27 protein-coding genes are annotated in these 14,305 nt (G+C 55.3%); all 27 read left to right on the top strand.

Annotation, left to right across the window (positions count from 1 at the left end; all coding sequences use genetic code 11):
- Positions 1 to 6: 6 nt before the first annotated feature.
- Positions 7 to 609 (top strand): 50S ribosomal protein L4, encoded by a 603-nt coding sequence (gene rplD / locus CXQ81_RS29610; RefSeq protein WP_007924200.1) that lies wholly within the window; start codon positions 7 to 9, stop codon positions 607 to 609.
- The gene (gene rplW / locus CXQ81_RS29605) at positions 606 to 905 is read left to right on the top strand and encodes a 50S ribosomal protein L23 (protein WP_002555488.1); all 300 of its coding nucleotides are present in this window, start codon (positions 606 to 608) and stop codon (positions 903 to 905) included. The genes rplD and rplW overlap by 4 nt, the downstream gene beginning before the upstream one ends.
- Positions 906 to 919: 14 nt before the next feature.
- Positions 920 to 1,744 (top strand): 50S ribosomal protein L2, encoded by an 825-nt coding sequence (gene rplB / locus CXQ81_RS29600; RefSeq protein ID WP_007924198.1) that lies wholly within the window; start codon positions 920 to 922, stop codon positions 1,742 to 1,744.
- 16 nt (positions 1,745 to 1,760) lie between these two features.
- Complete coding sequence (gene rpsS / locus CXQ81_RS29595) at positions 1,761 to 2,036, top strand: 30S ribosomal protein S19 (RefSeq protein ID WP_002555486.1); 276 nt, start codon at positions 1,761 to 1,763, stop codon at positions 2,034 to 2,036.
- A 13-nt stretch (positions 2,037 to 2,049) separates the two neighbouring features.
- Positions 2,050 to 2,382: a 50S ribosomal protein L22 gene (rplV, locus tag CXQ81_RS29590; protein ID WP_003103908.1), complete on the top strand. Its 333-nt coding sequence runs from the start codon at positions 2,050 to 2,052 to the stop codon at positions 2,380 to 2,382.
- Between the two features lie 13 nt (positions 2,383 to 2,395).
- Positions 2,396 to 3,082: a 30S ribosomal protein S3 gene (gene rpsC / locus CXQ81_RS29585; RefSeq protein ID WP_007924192.1), complete on the top strand. Its 687-nt coding sequence runs from the start codon at positions 2,396 to 2,398 to the stop codon at positions 3,080 to 3,082.
- Between the two features lie 12 nt (positions 3,083 to 3,094).
- The gene (gene rplP, locus CXQ81_RS29580) at positions 3,095 to 3,508 is read left to right on the top strand and encodes a 50S ribosomal protein L16 (protein ID WP_003228729.1); all 414 of its coding nucleotides are present in this window, start codon (positions 3,095 to 3,097) and stop codon (positions 3,506 to 3,508) included.
- Positions 3,508 to 3,699, top strand: coding sequence for a 50S ribosomal protein L29 (rpmC, locus tag CXQ81_RS29575; protein WP_002555481.1), 192 nt, complete (start codon positions 3,508 to 3,510; stop codon positions 3,697 to 3,699). The genes rplP and rpmC overlap by 1 nt, the downstream gene beginning before the upstream one ends.
- A 2-nt stretch (positions 3,700 to 3,701) precedes the next feature.
- Positions 3,702 to 3,968, top strand: coding sequence for a 30S ribosomal protein S17 (rpsQ, locus tag CXQ81_RS29570; RefSeq protein WP_003194644.1), 267 nt, complete (start codon positions 3,702 to 3,704; stop codon positions 3,966 to 3,968).
- Positions 3,969 to 3,991: 23 nt separating this feature from the next.
- Positions 3,992 to 4,360, top strand: coding sequence for a 50S ribosomal protein L14 (rplN, locus tag CXQ81_RS29565; RefSeq protein WP_002555479.1), 369 nt, complete (start codon positions 3,992 to 3,994; stop codon positions 4,358 to 4,360).
- An 11-nt stretch (positions 4,361 to 4,371) separates the two neighbouring features.
- Complete coding sequence (gene rplX, locus CXQ81_RS29560; protein ID WP_003186046.1) at positions 4,372 to 4,686, top strand: 50S ribosomal protein L24; 315 nt, start codon at positions 4,372 to 4,374, stop codon at positions 4,684 to 4,686.
- Positions 4,687 to 4,706: 20 nt separating this feature from the next.
- The gene (rplE, locus tag CXQ81_RS29555; protein ID WP_007924186.1) at positions 4,707 to 5,246 is read left to right on the top strand and encodes a 50S ribosomal protein L5; all 540 of its coding nucleotides are present in this window, start codon (positions 4,707 to 4,709) and stop codon (positions 5,244 to 5,246) included.
- Positions 5,247 to 5,259: 13 nt separating this feature from the next.
- Entirely contained in the window at positions 5,260 to 5,565 is a 306-nt protein-coding gene (rpsN, locus tag CXQ81_RS29550) for a 30S ribosomal protein S14 (protein WP_003228726.1), read from the top strand.
- Between the two features lie 208 nt (positions 5,566 to 5,773).
- Positions 5,774 to 6,166, top strand: coding sequence for a 30S ribosomal protein S8 (gene rpsH / locus CXQ81_RS29545; RefSeq protein WP_003228724.1), 393 nt, complete (start codon positions 5,774 to 5,776; stop codon positions 6,164 to 6,166).
- 12 nt (positions 6,167 to 6,178) lie between these two features.
- Positions 6,179 to 6,712: a 50S ribosomal protein L6 gene (rplF, locus tag CXQ81_RS29540; RefSeq protein ID WP_007924185.1), complete on the top strand. Its 534-nt coding sequence runs from the start codon at positions 6,179 to 6,181 to the stop codon at positions 6,710 to 6,712.
- 10 nt (positions 6,713 to 6,722) lie between these two features.
- A complete protein-coding gene (rplR, locus tag CXQ81_RS29535) occupies positions 6,723 to 7,073 on the top strand; it encodes a 50S ribosomal protein L18 (protein WP_003186037.1) in 351 nt (116 codons plus the stop codon).
- 3 nt (positions 7,074 to 7,076) lie between these two features.
- A complete protein-coding gene (gene rpsE, locus CXQ81_RS29530) occupies positions 7,077 to 7,577 on the top strand; it encodes a 30S ribosomal protein S5 (RefSeq protein ID WP_007924184.1) in 501 nt (166 codons plus the stop codon).
- 2 nt (positions 7,578 to 7,579) lie between these two features.
- Positions 7,580 to 7,756: a 50S ribosomal protein L30 gene (gene rpmD, locus CXQ81_RS29525; RefSeq protein ID WP_003176408.1), complete on the top strand. Its 177-nt coding sequence runs from the start codon at positions 7,580 to 7,582 to the stop codon at positions 7,754 to 7,756.
- Between the two features lie 3 nt (positions 7,757 to 7,759).
- Complete coding sequence (rplO, locus tag CXQ81_RS29520) at positions 7,760 to 8,194, top strand: 50S ribosomal protein L15 (RefSeq protein WP_007924183.1); 435 nt, start codon at positions 7,760 to 7,762, stop codon at positions 8,192 to 8,194.
- A complete protein-coding gene (secY, locus tag CXQ81_RS29515) occupies positions 8,195 to 9,523 on the top strand; it encodes a preprotein translocase subunit SecY (protein WP_007924182.1) in 1,329 nt (442 codons plus the stop codon).
- 24 nt (positions 9,524 to 9,547) lie between these two features.
- Positions 9,548 to 9,664, top strand: a complete 117-nt coding sequence (gene rpmJ / locus CXQ81_RS29510; RefSeq protein ID WP_002555468.1) for a 50S ribosomal protein L36 — start codon at positions 9,548 to 9,550, stop codon at positions 9,662 to 9,664.
- 130 nt (positions 9,665 to 9,794) lie between these two features.
- The gene (rpsM, locus tag CXQ81_RS29505) at positions 9,795 to 10,151 is read left to right on the top strand and encodes a 30S ribosomal protein S13 (protein ID WP_009045849.1); all 357 of its coding nucleotides are present in this window, start codon (positions 9,795 to 9,797) and stop codon (positions 10,149 to 10,151) included.
- 30 nt (positions 10,152 to 10,181) lie between these two features.
- Positions 10,182 to 10,571, top strand: coding sequence for a 30S ribosomal protein S11 (rpsK, locus tag CXQ81_RS29500; protein ID WP_007924177.1), 390 nt, complete (start codon positions 10,182 to 10,184; stop codon positions 10,569 to 10,571).
- A gap of 18 nt (positions 10,572 to 10,589) precedes the next feature.
- Entirely contained in the window at positions 10,590 to 11,210 is a 621-nt protein-coding gene (gene rpsD, locus CXQ81_RS29495) for a 30S ribosomal protein S4 (protein WP_003176404.1), read from the top strand.
- Between the two features lie 22 nt (positions 11,211 to 11,232).
- Positions 11,233 to 12,234 (top strand): DNA-directed RNA polymerase subunit alpha, encoded by a 1,002-nt coding sequence (rpoA, locus tag CXQ81_RS29490; RefSeq protein ID WP_007924176.1) that lies wholly within the window; start codon positions 11,233 to 11,235, stop codon positions 12,232 to 12,234.
- A 42-nt stretch (positions 12,235 to 12,276) separates the two neighbouring features.
- Positions 12,277 to 12,663, top strand: coding sequence for a 50S ribosomal protein L17 (gene rplQ, locus CXQ81_RS29485; protein ID WP_007924175.1), 387 nt, complete (start codon positions 12,277 to 12,279; stop codon positions 12,661 to 12,663).
- A 171-nt stretch (positions 12,664 to 12,834) separates the two neighbouring features.
- On the top strand, positions 12,835 to 14,283 hold the full coding sequence (locus CXQ81_RS29480) for a catalase (RefSeq protein WP_007924174.1): 1,449 nt from the start codon (positions 12,835 to 12,837) through the stop codon (positions 14,281 to 14,283).
- The last annotated feature ends 22 nt before the right edge of the window (positions 14,284 to 14,305 follow it).

Here is a 14,305-nt window from a genome sequence, read left to right as displayed (position 1 = left end):
GCTGACATGCAATTAAATGTAAATGACGCTCAAGCGATCGAAGTTTCCGAACTGACATTTGGCGGCGAATTCAACGAGACGCTGGTTCACCAAGCAGTCGTGGCCTACATGGCCGGCGGCCGTCAAGGTAGCAAGCAGCAAAAGACCCGTTCCGACGTTTCTGGTGGCGGCAAGCGCCCATGGCGTCAGAAAGGTACTGGCCGTGCTCGTGCCGGTACTATCCGTAGCCCAATCTGGCGTGGCGGCGGTACCACTTTCGCAGCTCGTCCACAGGATCACTCCCAGAAGCTGAACAAGAAGATGTATCGCGCAGCAATGCGTTCCATCCTTGCTGAGCTGGTGCGTACTGATCGTCTGGTCGTGGTTCAGGATTTCGCTGTTGAAACTCCGAAAACCAAAGATCTGCTGGGCAAGCTGAACAACATGAGTCTGACCGACGTTCTGATCGTGTCTGACGCTGTTGATCAGAACCTGTACCTGGCTGCTCGTAACCTGCCACACGTTGATGTACGTGACGTGCAAGGTTCCGATCCAGTTAGTCTGATCGCATACGACAAAGTGTTGATCACTGTGTCGGCCGTGAAGAAATTCGAGGAGCTGCTGGGATGAACCAGGAACGCGTATTTAAAGTTCTGCTTGGCCCGCACGTTTCCGAGAAGGCTACGGTTCTGGCAGACAAGAAAGGCCAGTTCGTTTTCAAGGTTGCTACTGATGCAACCAAGCTGGAAATCAAGAAGGCCGTCGAAAGCCTGTTCAGCGTGAAAGTGGAGCGCGTTACTACCCTGAACGTTCTGGGTAAGAGCAAGCGTACCGCTCGCGGTCTGGGCAAGCGTAATGACTGGAAGAAGGCAGTTATCTCCCTTCAGCCAGGCCAAGATCTCGATTTCAGCAGCAGTGCTGAGTAAGGAAGGGGTGCATCATGGCAATCGTTAAATGCAAACCGACTTCCCCTGGCCGCCGTTTTGTGGTCAAGGTGGTCAACCAGGAGCTGCATAAAGGCGCTCCTCACGCACCGCTGCTCGAGAAGAAATCGAAGTCTGGTGGTCGTAACAACAATGGCCGTATTACCACTCGTCACGTTGGTGGTGGTCATAAGCAGCACTACCGTCTGGTCGACTTCCGTCGCAACGACAAAGATGGCATCGCTGCCACTGTCGAGCGTATCGAATACGATCCAAACCGTACTGCTCACATCGCTTTGCTGCTGTACGCAGACGGCGAGCGTCGCTACATCATCGCCCCTAAAGGCGTGAGCGCTGGCGACCAGCTGATCGCAGGTGCTCTGGCACCGATCAAGCCGGGCAACGCTCTGCAACTGCGTAACATTCCAGTTGGTAGCACCGTACACGGTATCGAACTGAAGCCAGGTAAAGGCGCGCAAATCGCTCGTTCCGCTGGTGCTTCGGCTCAGCTGATCGCTCGTGAAGGTGTCTACGTGACCCTGCGTCTGCGTTCTGGTGAGATGCGTAAAGTTCTGGCTGAATGCCGTGCGACCCTGGGCGAAGTCTCGAACTCCGAGCACAGCCTGCGTTCGCTGGGTAAAGCTGGTGCCAAACGCTGGCGTGGCGTTCGCCCAACCGTTCGTGGTGTTGCCATGAACCCGGTTGACCACCCACATGGTGGTGGTGAAGGTCGTACCTCTGGTGGTCGTCATCCGGTATCGCCATGGGGCTTCCCGACTAAGGGCGCGAAGACTCGTGGTAATAAGCGTACCGACAAAATGATCGTCCGTCGTCGCAAGTAAATAGAGGGATACGACAGTGCCACGTTCTCTGAAAAAAGGTCCTTTTATTGATCTTCACCTACTGAAGAAGATCGAAGTGGCGGCGGAAAAGAACGATCGCAAACCAGTTAAGACCTGGTCGCGCCGTTCCATGATCCTGCCACAAATGGTCGGTCTGACCATTGCTGTGCATAACGGTCGTCAACATGTTCCAGTTCTCGTGAACGAAGACATGGTCGGCCACAAACTGGGCGAGTTCGCCGGTACCCGTACATATCGCGGGCACGTGGCTGACAAGAAAGCCAAGCGTTAAGGGGTAAGGAACGATGGAAGTAGCCGCTAAGTTGTCGGGCGCTCGAATCTCCGCCCAGAAAGCCCGCTTGGTCGCCGACCAGATCCGCGGGAAGAAGGTGGGCGAAGCGCTCAACCTGTTGGCTTTCAGCAGTAAGAAAGCCGCCGAGATCATGAAGAAAGTGCTGGAGTCGGCCGTAGCCAACGCCGAGCATAACGAAGGCGCAGACGTTGATGACCTGAAGGTCTCCACCGTTTTCGTCAACGAAGGGCGTTCGCTGAAGCGCATCATGCCACGTGCCAAAGGCCGTGCTGATCGCATCGTCAAGCGGTCTTGCCATATCACTGTCAAGGTTGCTGACAAGTAACGGAGTCGAAGAGATGGGTCAGAAAGTACATCCCATTGGCATTCGCCTGGGAATCGTCAAGGAGCACACCTCCGTCTGGTACGCAGACGGTCGGACTTATGCGGACTATTTGCTCGCAGATCTGAATGTGCGTGAGTACCTCCAAGACAAACTAAAAAGCGCGTCCGTAAGCCGTATCGATATCCATCGTCCGGCTCAAACTGCACGCATCACCATCCACACCGCTCGTCCCGGCATCGTGATCGGCAAGAAAGGTGAAGATGTTGAGAAACTGCGTCAGGACCTGACCAAGCAAATGGGTGTGCCTGTGCACATCAATATCGAAGAGATCCGCAAGCCGGAGCTCGACGGTATGCTGGTTGCCCAGAGCGTAGCTCAGCAGCTGGAGCGTCGCGTAATGTTCCGTCGCGCTATGAAGCGCGCAGTACAGAACGCCATGCGCATTGGTGCCAAAGGCATCAAAATCCAAGTGAGCGGTCGTCTCGGCGGTGCTGAAATCGCACGTACTGAATGGTATCGCGAAGGTCGTGTGCCGCTGCACACCCTGCGTGCCGATATCGACTATGCCACCTACGAAGCTCACACCACTTACGGTGTGATCGGTGTGAAGGTTTGGATCTTCAAAGGCGAAGTAATTGGTGGTCGCCAAGAAGAGCTGAAGCCACAAGCACCTGCGCCTCGTAAAAAAGCTGCTAAGTAAGGGGTACGCCAAATGTTGCAACCAAAGCGTACGAAGTTCCGCAAGCAAATGACCGGCCACAACCGTGGTCTGGCATTGCGCGGTAGCAAAGTCAGCTTCGGCGAGTTCGCGCTGAAGTCTGTTGCTCGTGGTCGTCTCACCGCTCGTCAGATCGAGTCAGCGCGTCGTGCTCTGACCCGTCACGTAAAACGTGGCGGCAAGATCTGGATCCGTGTATTCCCGGACAAGCCTATTTCCAAGAAGCCACTCGAAGTTCGGATGGGTAAAGGTAAGGGTAACGTCGAATACTGGGTTGCCCAGATTCAGCCAGGCAAAGTCCTGTATGAAATCGAGGGTGTTTCTGAAGAGCTGGCGCGTGAGGCTTTCGCCCTGGCTGCTGCAAAGCTGCCGCTCGCCACCTCCTTTGTTAAACGGACGGTGATGTGATGAAAGCGAATGAACTTCGTGAAAAATCCGCACAGCAGCTGAACGAGCAACTGCTCGGCCTGCTGCGCGACCAGTTCAATCTGCGCATGCAGAAGGCAACTGGCCAGTTGGGGCAGTCTCATCTGCTCTCGCAAGTTAAGCGTGACATCGCTCGCGTGAAGACTGTGCTCAACCAGCAGGCAGGTAAGTAATCATGGCTGAAGCCGAAAAAACTGTCCGTACGCTGACTGGCCGTGTTGTCAGCGACAAGATGGACAAGACCATCACCGTTCTGATCGAGCGTCGCGTTAAGCACCCTATCTACGGTAAATACGTTAAGCGTTCGACTAAGCTGCACGCGCACGACGAAACCAACCAGTGCCACATCGGCGACAAAGTCACTATTCGTGAAACTCGTCCGATGGCCAAGACCAAGTCTTGGGCTCTGGTTGATGTTCTCGAACGCGCTGTGGAAGTCTAAGGGCTAAGGGTCGGAGAAATTATATGATTCAGACTCAATCCATGCTCGATGTGGCCGATAACAGCGGCGCTCGCCGCGTTATGTGCATCAAGGTGCTGGGTGGCTCCCATCGTCGTTACGCTGGTATCGGTGACATCATCAAAGTTACCGTCAAGGAAGCAATTCCTCGCGGTAAGGTGAAGAAAGGTCAAGTGATGACTGCTGTTGTAGTCCGCACTCGCCATGGCGTCCGTCGTGCTGACGGCTCCATCATCCGCTTTGATGGCAATGCTGCTGTTCTGTTGAACAACAAGCAAGAGCCGATCGGCACCCGTATCTTTGGGCCAGTGACCCGTGAACTTCGTACTGAGAAGTTCATGAAGATCGTCTCGCTCGCCCCAGAAGTGCTGTAAGGAGATCCGACATGCAAAAGATTCGTCGTGACGACGAGATCATCGTGATCGCCGGCAAAGACAAGGGTAAGCGCGGTAAGGTGCTTAAGGTTCTCGCTGACAACCGTCTGGTTGTTGGTGGTCTGAACCTGGTTAAGCGTCATACCAAGCCTAACCCGATGTCGGGCGTACAGGGCGGTATCGTCGAGAAAGAAGCGCCACTGCACGCTTCCAACGTCGCCATTTTCAACGGCGAAACCAACAAGGCTGACCGCGTTGGTTTCAAAGTAGAAGACGGCAAAAAAATTCGTGTCTTCAAGTCGACCCAAAAAGCGGTTGATGCTTGAACACTGCTAGGTAGAAGACCATGGCACGACTACAAGAGATTTACCGGAAGGAAATCGCTCCGAAACTTAAGGATGAACTTAAGCTTTCGAACGTGATGGAAGTTCCGCGCGTTACCAAAATCACCCTGAACATGGGTCTGGGCGAAGCGATCGGCGACAAAAAAGTCATCGAGCACGCTGTTGCTGACCTGGAAAAGATCACCGGCCAGAAAGTCGTTGTGACCTACGCTCGGAAATCCATCGCTGGCTTTAAAGTCCGTGAAGGTTGGCCGATCGGCGTCAAAGTGACCCTGCGCCGTGAGCGTATGTACGAGTTCCTGGATCGTCTGCTGTCGATCTCCCTGCCTCGGGTTCGCGACTTCCGCGGCCTGAATGCCAAGTCCTTCGACGGTCGTGGCAACTACAGCATGGGCGTGAAAGAGCAGATCATCTTCCCGGAAATCGACTACGACAAGATCGATGCTCTCCGCGGTCTGGACATTACCCTGACCACCACTGCCAAGAACGATGATGAAGGCCGCGCTCTGCTGCGTGCTTTCAAATTCCCGTTCCGCAACTGATTGGAGTAGGAAAATGGCCAAGAAGAGCATGAAAAACCGTGAGCTGAAGCGTCAGCTCACCGTTGCCAAGTACGCCACCAAGCGTGCAGCGCTGAAAGCTATCATCGTCGATCTGAACGCAAGTCCAGAAGCGCGTTGGGAAGCTACCGTAGCTCTGCAGAAGCAGCCACGTGACGCAAGCGCTTCGCGCATGCGTAACCGCTGCCGCCTGACTGGTCGTCCGCACGGCGTTTACCGCAAGTTCGGCCTCGGCCGTAACAAGCTGCGTGAAGCTGCAATGCGTGGTGACGTACCAGGTCTGGTTAAAGCCAGCTGGTAATAGCTATCAAAGTCGCGGTGTTCGGGGTCGCAAGATCCTGACCGCCGGTGGCCTTGAACATGAATCAAGCCCCTTTTGGGGCTTGATTCATTTCTGGGGTGTGTCTAGAATGACCGGCTCGCCTGAGCCCGTGTTTTTTGCCCGGAATTTCTCGGCGACAAGCTGTAGCCGTAAGGCTCATTTTTTTTGTATCAGGAGCGTCTAGCCCATGAGTATGCAGGACCCGTTAGCGGACATGCTAACTCGAATCCGTAATGCCCAGATGGCTGAAAAGTCCGTCGTAAGCATGCCGTCTTCCACGCTGAAGGTGGCTGTAGCAAAAGTCCTGAAGGACGAAGGTTACATCGCGGGTTATCAGATCAGCAGCGAAACCAAGCCACTGCTGTCCATCGAGCTGAAATACTTCGAAGGCCGTCCGGTCATCGAGGAAGTGAAGCGCGTTAGCCGTCCAGGCCTGCGTCAGTACAAGTCCGTTGAAGATCTGCCGAAAGTTCGTGGCGGTCTCGGCGTGTCTATCGTCTCCACCAACAAAGGTGTGATGACTGATCGTGCTGCGCGCGCTGCCGGTGTCGGCGGCGAAGTTCTTTGCACTGTGTTCTAAGGGGGGATAAGCATGTCTCGCGTCGCTAAGAACCCCGTTAAGCTGCCAGCTGGTGTTGAAGTTAAATTCGCCGGCCAACAGCTTTCGGTGAAGGGTGCCAAGGGCACTCTCGAACTGAACGTACACTCGTCCGTTGAAATTGTTCAGGAAGCTGGTGAGCTGCGTTTCGCTGCTCGCAATGGCGACCAACAAACTCGCGCAATGGCCGGTACCACTCGTGCGTTGGTAAACAACATGGTCCAAGGCGTAAGCCAAGGCTTCGAGCGCAAGCTCCAGCTGGTCGGTGTTGGTTACAAGGCACAAGCAAAAGGCACAGTGCTGAACTTGGCCCTTGGCTTCTCGCATCCAGTGGACTACGAGCTGCCGGAAGGCATCACCGCTGAGACTCCTAGCCAGACCGATATCCTGATCAAGGGCATCGACAAGCAGCTGGTAGGTCAAGTGGCCGCTGAGATCCGCGACTTCCGTCCGCCAGAGCCTTACAAAGGTAAAGGTGTGCGCTACGCGGACGAAGTCGTCCGTCGTAAAGAAGCCAAGAAGAAGTAGGGCATAGCAAATGACCGACAAAAAAGTTACTCGACTGCGTCGCGCTCGCAAAGCACGCCTGAAAATGCACGAACTCGAAGTCGTGCGTCTCTGCGTGTTCCGCTCTTCGCAGCACATCTACGCCCAGGTCATTTCGGCCGACGGCAACAAGGTCCTGGCAAGTGCCTCGACTTTGGATAAAGAACTGCGTGATGGCGCCACTGGCAACATCGACGCGGCCACTAAGGTTGGCCAGCTGGTCGCTACGCGTGCAAAAGCCGCTGGCGTCTCGCAGGTGGCTTTCGACCGCTCTGGCTTCAAGTACCACGGCCGCGTCAAGGCGCTGGCTGATGCTGCTCGTGAAGCTGGGCTGGAGTTCTAAGTTATGTCAAATAACGACCAAAAGCGCGACGAAGGCTACATTGAGAAGCTGGTTCAAGTTAACCGCGTAGCCAAAACCGTAAAAGGCGGCCGTATCTTCACTTTCACCGCGTTGACCGTGGTTGGTGATGGTAAAGGTCGCGTTGGCTTCGGCCGTGGCAAGTCGCGTGAAGTGCCTGCTGCGATCCAGAAGGCAATGGAAGCTGCTCGCCGCAACATGATCCAAGTTGATCTGAACGGTACCACCCTGCAGTACGCAATGAAGTCCGCTCACGGCGCTTCGAAGGTGTACATGCAGCCTGCTTCTGAAGGTACCGGTATCATCGCTGGCGGCGCTATGCGTGCTGTCCTCGAGGTTGCTGGCGTTCAGAACGTTCTGGCCAAGTGCTACGGCTCGACTAACCCAGTAAACGTGGTTCACGCCACTTTCAAGGGTTTGAAAGCAATGCAGTCCCCTGAATCCATTGCCGCCAAGCGTGGCAAAAGCGTCCAGGAGATCATCTGATCATGGCTACCGTTAAAGTAACGCTGATCAAAAGCATGACCGGCCGTATCCCTAACCACAAACTGTGCGTTAAGGGTCTGGGTCTGCGTCGCATCGGTCACACTGTAGAAGTCCAGGATACTCCCGAGAACCGTGGGATGATCAACAAGGCTTACTACATGCTGCGTGTCGAGGGTTAATCGATGAAACTCAATGATCTGAGTCCAGCGCCGGGTTCCCGTCGCGAAAAGCATCGTCCGGGCCGTGGTATCGGTAGTGGTTTGGGTAAGACTGGTGGCCGTGGTCACAAAGGTCAGACTTCCCGCTCCGGTGGCACCATTGCTCCAGGCTTTGAAGGCGGTCAACAGCCGCTGCATCGTCGCCTGCCAAAGTTCGGTTTCGTATCCCTGAAGGCCATGGACCGCGCAGAAGTGCGTCTGTCCGAGCTGGCTAAAGTGGAAGGCGACATCGTCACCGTGCAGTCCCTGAAAGATGCCAACGTGATTAACCAAAACGTACAGCGTGTGAAAATCATGCTGTCCGGCGAAGTTACTCGCGCTGTGACTATCAAGGGCATCGCAGCCACCAAAGGTGCGCGTGCGGCTATCGAAGCAGCTGGCGGCAAGTTCGAGGAATAAATGGCTAAGCAAGGTGCTCTCTCTGCGCTCGGCAAAGGCGGTATGTCTGAACTCTGGGCTCGTCTGCGTTTTCTGTTCTTGGCGATTATCGTCTACCGAATAGGCGCACACATCCCGGTTCCAGGTATTAACCCTGACCGACTCGCAGACCTGTTTCGACAGAATGAGGGGACCATTCTTAGCTTGTTCAACATGTTTTCCGGCGGCGCGCTGGAGCGGATGAGCATCTTTGCACTGGGGATCATGCCGTACATCTCGGCATCGATCATCATGCAGCTGATGACCGCCGTCAGCCCGCAGCTGGAGCAGTTGAAGAAGGAAGGTGAAGCTGGCCGTCGCAAGATCAGCCAGTACACCCGCTACGGCACTGTCGTCCTAGCTCTTGTTCAGGCCATCGGCATGTCCGTTGGCCTGGCGGGGCAGGGCGTTGCGTTCACTGGTGACTTTGGCTTCCATTTCGTCGCGGTATCCACTTTTGTGGCTGGTGCGATGTTCATGATGTGGCTGGGTGAGCAGATTACTGAGCGTGGTGTTGGCAACGGTATCTCGATGTTGATTTTCGCAGGTATCGTCGCCGGTCTTCCGAGAGCGATCGGGCAGTCTTTCGAGTCTGCGCGTCAGGGTGATATCAACATTTTTGCCCTGGTTGCCATCGGTTTGCTGGCAGTAGCGATTATCGGTTTTGTGGTGTTCATTGAGCGTGGCCAGCGTCGTATTGCTGTTCACTATGCCAAGCGTCAGCAGGGCCGCAAGGTGTTTGCTGCGCAGACTAGCCACTTGCCGCTGAAAGTGAATATGGCAGGCGTTATTCCTGCTATTTTCGCGAGCAGCATTTTGCTGTTCCCGGCTTCGTTGGGTGCCTGGTTCGGTCAGTCTGAAGGTATGGGCTGGTTGCAGGACATCTCGCAGTCGATCGCTCCTGGTCAGCCGTTGAATATTCTGCTGTTTAGTGCAGGGATTATTTTCTTCTGCTTCTTCTATACGGCGTTGATGTTCAATCCGAAAGACGTAGCGGAAAACCTGAAGAAGTCCGGTGCCTTTATTCCGGGCATCCGTCCAGGTGAGCAGTCTGCGCGCTACATTGATGGCGTTCTGACCCGCTTGACCATGTTCGGTGCTCTATATATGACGGCCGTCTGCCTGTTGCCCCAGTTCCTGGTGGTTGCAGCAAACGTTCCGTTCTACCTTGGCGGGACCTCGTTGCTGATCGTGGTCGTGGTTGTTATGGACTTTATGTCGCAAGTACAATCGCACCTCGTTTCGCACCAGTACGAATCCCTGATGAAGAAAGCCAACCTGAAGGGTTACGGCAGCGGCATGCTGCGCTGACCCATAAGGTTCGAGGAGTTGGTGATGAAAGTTCGTGCATCGGTGAAAAAGCTGTGCCGTAACTGCAAGATTATTCGCCGCGAAGGTGTTGTTCGAGTAATTTGCAGCGCGGAACCGCGTCACAAACAGCGCCAAGGCTGAGTGTGATTGTGCTTCAAGCCCAGCAGCTAGTGCGCTGCTGGGTTGATTATTTGTTATTACAGCGATATTATCTCGCGCCCTATTTCTTGGCTTCCGGGGCGTAGGTAGCTGTCAATTGGAGTCCCACTGAATGGCCCGTATTGCAGGCGTTAACATTCCAGATAACAAGCATACTGTTATCTCGCTGACCTACATCTATGGTGTTGGTCGCACGACTGCGCAGAAAATCTGTGCAGAGACTGGGGTCAACCCAGCCGCAAAGATCAAGGATCTGAGCGACGAGCAAATTGAACAGCTGCGTGGCGAAGTGGCGAAGTTCACCACTGAAGGTGACCTGCGTCGCGAAATCAACATGAAAATCAAACGCTTGATGGATCTGGGCTGCTACCGCGGTCTGCGCCATCGTCGTGGTCTTCCAGTGCGCGGTCAGCGTACCAAGACCAACGCGCGTACTCGCAAAGGTCCGCGTAAGCCGATCCGCAAGTAATCGCACCAGCGAATCGACAGGAATTTAGTCATGGCAAAACCTGCTGCTCGTCCTCGTAAAAAGATTAAAAAGACAGTGGTTGATGGCATCGCCCACATCCACGCGTCTTTCAACAACACCATCGTGACCATCACCGACCGTCAAGGTAACGCTCTTTCCTGGGCAACCTCCGGTGGTTCGGGTTTCCGCGGTTCCCGCAAGTCCACCCCGTTCGCTGCTCAAGTAGCTGCTGAGCGTGCTGGTCAAGCTGCGCTGGAATATGGCCTGAAAAACCTCGACGTTAACGTCAAGGGCCCAGGTCCAGGTCGTGAATCCGCAGTCCGCGCTTTGAACGGCTGTGGCTACAAGATCGCCAGCATCACCGACGTGACGCCAATCCCGCATAACGGGTGCCGTCCGCCGAAGAAGCGCCGCGTGTAATCCAGGAGATTGTAAAGAATGGCTCGTTACATTGGTCCAAAATGCAAACTGGCTCGTCGCGAAGGCACCGATCTCTTCCTGAAGAGCGGCGTGCGCGCTATCGAATCCAAGTGCAACATCGAAGCAGCACCTGGTATCCACGGCCAGCGCCGCGGTCGCCAGTCCGACTACGGCACCCAACTGCGTGAAAAGCAGAAGGTCCGTCGTATCTACGGCGTTCTCGAGCGTCAATTCAGCGGCTACTACAAAGAAGCTGCTGGCAAGAAAGGTGCAACCGGTGAAAACCTGCTGCAACTGCTCGAATGCCGTCTGGACAACGTTGTATACCGTATGGGCTTCGGTTCGACTCGTGCCGAATCCCGTCAGCTGGTATCGCACAAGTCGATCAGCGTAAACGGTCAGACCGTTAACGTTCCGTCCTACCAGGTTCGTGCTGGTGACGTGGTTGCTGTTCGCGAGAAAGCAAAAAACCAACTTCGCATTGTCCAAGCTCTCGATCTGTGTGCCCAACGTGGCCGCGTAGAATGGGTAGAAGTAGACACTGAGAAGAAGTCGGGCGTTTTCAAGAACGTTCCAGCTCGCAGTGATCTGTCCGCCGACATCAACGAAAGCCTGATTGTCGAGCTCTACTCCAAGTAAGGGCTAGAAAATAGGTGCATCCATGCAGATTTCGGTAAATGAGTTCCTGACACCCCGCCATATTGATGTGCAGGTTGTCAGTCCAACCCGCGCCAAGATCACCCTCGAGCCTCTCGAGCGTGGTTTTGGCCACACCCTGGGCAACGCGCTGCGCCGCATCCTGTTGTCCTCAATGCCCGGCTGTGCAGTAGTCGAGGCCGAGATTGACGGTGTGCTCCACGAGTACAGCGCCATCGAAGGTGTACAGGAAGACGTAATTGAAATCCTGTTGAACCTTAAAGGTCTGGCTATCAAGCTGCACGGCCGTGACGAAGTTACGCTGACCTTGTCGAAGAAGGGTTCGGGGGTGGTTACCGCTGCCGATATTCAGCTGGATCATGATGTCGAGATCGTTAACCCCGATCACGTAATCGCTAACCTGGCGTCTAACGGCGCCCTGAACATGAAGCTCGTAGTAGCTCGTGGTCGTGGTTATGAACCGGCAGACTCGCGTCAGAGCGATGAAGACGAAAGCCGCAGCATCGGTCGCTTGCAGCTTGACTCTTCGTTCAGCCCGGTTCGCCGTATCGCATACGTGGTGGAAAACGCCCGTGTCGAGCAGCGTACCAACCTGGACAAGCTGGTTATTGATCTGGAAACCAACGGTACCCTGGATCCTGAAGAGGCTATCCGTCGTGCTGCAACCATCCTGCAACAGCAGTTGGCTGCGTTCGTCGACCTCAAAGGTGACAGTGAGCCAGTGGTAATCGAGCAGGAAGACGAGATCGATCCGATCCTGCTTCGCCCGGTTGACGATCTGGAACTGACTGTACGTTCGGCTAACTGCCTTAAGGCGGAAAACATTTACTACATCGGCGACCTGATTCAGCGTACCGAAGTAGAACTGTTGAAGACTCCGAACCTTGGCAAGAAATCCTTGACTGAAATCAAGGACGTTCTGGCCTCCCGCGGTCTGTCCCTCGGCATGCGCCTCGACAACTGGCCGCCTGCAAGTCTTAAGAAGGACGACAAGGCGACTGCCTGATCGTCGTAATCACCGAACGTTGTGTTTGGTAAGGAATGAACCATGCGTCATCGTAAAAGTGGTCGTCACCTGAGCCGCACCAGCTCGCACCGCAAGGCCATGTTCCAAAACATGGCGGTGTCGCTGTTCGAGCACGAGCTGATCAAAACTACACTGCCGAAAGCTAAAGAACTGCGCCGCGTTGCTGAGCCGCTGATCACTTTGGCCAAGACAGACAGCCTGGCTAACCGCCGTCTGGCTTTCGACCGTACTCGTTCGAAAGCTATCGTTGGTAAGCTCTTCAACGACCTGGGCAAGCGTTACGCTACCCGTGAGGGTGGCTACCTGCGCATCCTCAAGTGCGGTTTCCGCGCTGGCGACAACGCGCCTATGGCGTACGTCGAGTTGGTTGATCGTGCTGTCGGCGGTGAAGCTGTATCCGCTGAGTAAGACGTCAAATACAAAGAACCGGGCCTAGTGCCCGGTTTTTTGTGTCTGCTGTATTAGAAAATTACTATCGATAGCAATCATTTAATGCATTTGATGCTGTCATCTTGATGGTCGATACTCCTCGTCAGCCGATTAGCCGGCAGTTCCAAGACTGACAGAGGAAGATTGAGCATGAGCCAAAACAAAACGCTTACCACCGCAAGTGGCGCTCCAGTCGCCGATAACCAGAATTCCCGTTCTGCTGGCCCTCGTGGCCCGCTGCTGCTCGATGATTTTCACCTGATCGAGAAGCTTGCCCACTTCAACCGTGAAAACATTCCTGAGCGTCGCGTACACGCCAAGGGCTCGGGCGCCTACGGCACTTTCACTGTGACCCGCGACATCACCGAATACACCAGCGCCAAGCTTTTCGAGTCCGTGGGTAAGCAGACTCCTACCTTCCTGCGGTTCTCCACCGTAGGTGGCGAGCGTGGTTCGGCTGATACCGAACGCGACCCGCGCGGTTTTGCCCTGAAGTTCTATACCGAAGAAGGTAACTGGGACATCGTCGGCAACAACACGCCTGTGTTCTTCATTCGCGATCCACTGAAGTTTCCCGACTTTATCCACACCCAGAAACGTCTGCCGCAGAGCAACCTGAAGAGCGGCCAGGCCATGTGGGACTTCTGGTCACACTCTCCCGAGGCGCTGCACCAGGTCACCATCCTGTTCTCGGATCGCGGGATTCCGGACGGCTATCGTCATATGCACGGCTTCGGTAGCCACACCTACAGCTTGATCAACGCCAAGGGCGAGCGTCACTGGGTGAAATGGCACTACAAGACCCGGCAGGGCATCAAGAACCTGGCACCGGCCGAGGCTGCCCGCCTGGCGGGTACCGATCCGGATTACGCCCAACGTGACCTGTTCAACGCGATCGAACGCGGCGACTTCCCGAAATGGAGCGTATGCATTCAGATCATGACCGAGGCTGAGGCTGCTGCTCACTACGAGAACCCGTTCGACGTGACCAAGACCTGGTCGCAGAAGGAGTTCCCACTGATCGAGGTCGGTGAGCTGGAGTTGAACCGCAACCCGCTGAACTACTTCGCGGAAGTCGAGCAGGCTGCCTTTGGTCCTAGCAACATGGTTCCAGGCGTCGGCCTGTCGCCGGACCGCATGCTGCAAGGCCGCGTATTCGCTTACGCCGATGCTCATCGCTATCGTGTCGGCACCAACCACCAGCAACTGCCGGTCAACGCCCCGCGCAGCCCGGTGAACAGCTACCAGCGCGACGGCTCTATGGCCTTTGGCAGCAATGGTGGCGCGGCGCCGAACTATGAGCCGAACAGCTACGCCGATGCGCCGAAGCAGGCTCCTCGCTACGCGGAGCCGGCGCTGGCCCTCAGCGGTGCGGCGGACCGTTACGATCACCGCGAAGACACCGACTACTACAGCCATGCAGGCGCTCTGTTCCGCCTGATGAATGATCAGCAGCAAGCCCTGTTGATCAACAACATCGCCGGCGCAATGGCGGGTGTCAGCTCGGACGTGGTCCAGCGTCAGTTGCAGCATTTCTTCAAGGCTGACCCGGCTTATGGAGAAGGAATCGCAAAGGCGTTGGGCGTACAGCTTAACTAAGTCTAAACGAGAAGCAGAACCG

This window comes from Pseudomonas sp. 09C 129 (assembly GCF_002843625.1).
Taxonomy (GTDB): domain Bacteria; phylum Pseudomonadota; class Gammaproteobacteria; order Pseudomonadales; family Pseudomonadaceae; genus Aquipseudomonas; species Aquipseudomonas chlororaphis.
The sequence above is the reverse complement of the archived record's forward strand: the minus strand, read 5'-3'. Positions and strand labels throughout refer to the sequence as shown.